Annotated in this window: 3 protein-coding genes; all 3 read right to left on the reverse strand. The window is 42.2% G+C overall.

Annotated elements, in window-relative coordinates:
- The coding region (locus tag ACRCJ0_RS13205) for a phosphoribosyl-AMP cyclohydrolase (protein ID WP_431390715.1) at positions 1-259 on the reverse strand (259 nt) is incomplete at its 3' end.
- Positions 260-262: 3 nt separating this feature from the next.
- Complete coding sequence (gene hisF, locus ACRCJ0_RS13210) at positions 263-1009, reverse strand: imidazole glycerol phosphate synthase subunit HisF (RefSeq protein ID WP_026465728.1); 747 nt, start codon at positions 1007-1009, stop codon at positions 263-265.
- A 3-nt stretch (positions 1010-1012) separates the two neighbouring features.
- Positions 1013-1711, reverse strand: coding sequence for a HisA/HisF-related TIM barrel protein (locus tag ACRCJ0_RS13215; RefSeq protein ID WP_431390716.1), 699 nt, complete (start codon positions 1709-1711; stop codon positions 1013-1015).
- Positions 1712-1820 lie beyond the last annotated feature (109 nt).

The following is a 1820-nucleotide window of genomic DNA, read 5'->3' on the forward strand; positions in this document are numbered from 1 at the left end:
TTGGGCGTACCTGTACCAATAGGGTATCTTGGTCACAGTCCAACTCAATTTTTACCACTTCTTGCAAGTTGCCTGAAGTTTCGCCCTTTTTCCAAAGACGTCCTTTAGAACGTGAATAAAACCAAGCTACACCTTCAGTTACCGTTAGTTCGTAAGCTTCTTCATTCATGTAACCCAACATTAAGACTTGATTTGTCCGGTAATCTTGCAAGATAGCTGGGACAAGCCCACCGTTTTTGCCAAAATCAATTGCTGTCATTTACTAGTCAATCCCTTCTGCGATAAGTGCTGCTTTTAAATCTTCGATCGCTACTTCTCCCTTGTGGAAAATAGATGCCGCAAGTCCTGCCTCTAGGTTTGTTTGTTGGAACAAGTCAATGAAATCTTGGATACCGCTCGCACCACCTGAAGCGATAATTGGAATCGAAACTGTCTCAGAAGCCAATTTCAAGAATGGAATATCAAAACCTGTGTAGGCACCGTCAGTATCAATTGAAGTGATTAGTAAGGCGCCAGCACCGCGTTCTTCACACTCTTTACACCATTCAAGGGCGTTAATGTCGATTTGCGTTTGACCTGCGTTAGTGTACACGAAGTAGTCACCTTTCGCTTCATCATAAGCCATATCTACGGCAATCGTTACAGCATCAGAACCGAATTTGGCTACCGCTTCATTAATGAAGTCAGGATTTTTTACAGCCGCTGAGTTAATACCGACTTTGCTGGCACCTGCATCAAGAGCGTCTTGAATATCTTGAACAGAGGCAATTCCCCCACCAACAGTCAATGGAATATCAATAGCGTTGGCTACATCCGCAATCATTTGCGTACGTAATTGGTGACCGTCAGTCGTTTTCGTAATATCTAGGATGACTAATTCATCAGCACCTGCGTCTGAATATTTTTTGGCAAAATCAACGGGGTCCCCTAACTCTTTTACATCTACAAAGTGAACACCTTTGACTAATTTACCGTCGCGCGTATCTAAACATGGAATAATTTTTTTCATTTTTTACAGTCCTTCCCAAAAACTTGGATTCTGTGCAGCTTTTCCGACAATTGCTTGGTTTACGCCTTGTGCTTGGAGGGCATCTAAATCATGCCGGCTCCTCACACCGCCAGAAGCAACGACTTGGTGTTTGGTGATACGTTGGATTTGGCCCGTCTTCTCTACATTAGGGCCGGCTTCCATGCCATCTTTATAAATATCAGTATAGATAATGCCAGCGATATCTAAGTCGGCAATTTCATCAAGGTATTCTTTTATGTAGCGGCCAGATGCCTCTTTCCAACCATTGATATAAATCGCTTCATCTTTACAATCTAGACCAACATAGATACGGCCAGGATACTTAGCGACTGCTTCTTTTAACCAAGGCACATCCATGATAGCTCTTGTACCTAGAATGAAGTAGTCAATGCCTAATTTATCGTATAAATCGATAGTTTCTAAGTCGCGGATACCGCCACCGATTTCTAAAGGAATATCAGTTAGAGATTTTAAAACTTCAACAGTGTCACCTTCAACAGCCGCTTGTTTAGTAGCGCCAATCAAGTCCACCACGTGAATTCTCGTCACCTGTGGGAATTGGCTGTAGTAGGTCACCGCTTCGGCTGCTGACATTGGCATGACGACTTGTTTGTCATAGTCACCTTGTTGCAGGCGAACGCTTTTGCCATCAATCAGGTCAATAGCAGGGATAATTTCCATGGATAATTGCCTCCTTTTTGTAAAAATGATTTTATTTTACTTATGAAGCCAACGGCTTCTTTTTAAGTCTGTGTAGTAATCATTTATAGATCGTGTATTGAATATATAT

The organism is Aerococcus sp. L_32 (assembly GCF_050689315.1).

Coding starts and splice junctions, on each gene's coding strand:
- hisF (WP_026465728.1), bottom strand. CDS start 1,009: ATGAAAAAAATTATTCCATGTTTAGATACGCGCGACGGTAAATTAGTC.
- ACRCJ0_RS13215 (WP_431390716.1), bottom strand. CDS start 1,711: ATGGAAATTATCCCTGCTATTGACCTGATTGATGGCAAAAGCGTTCGC.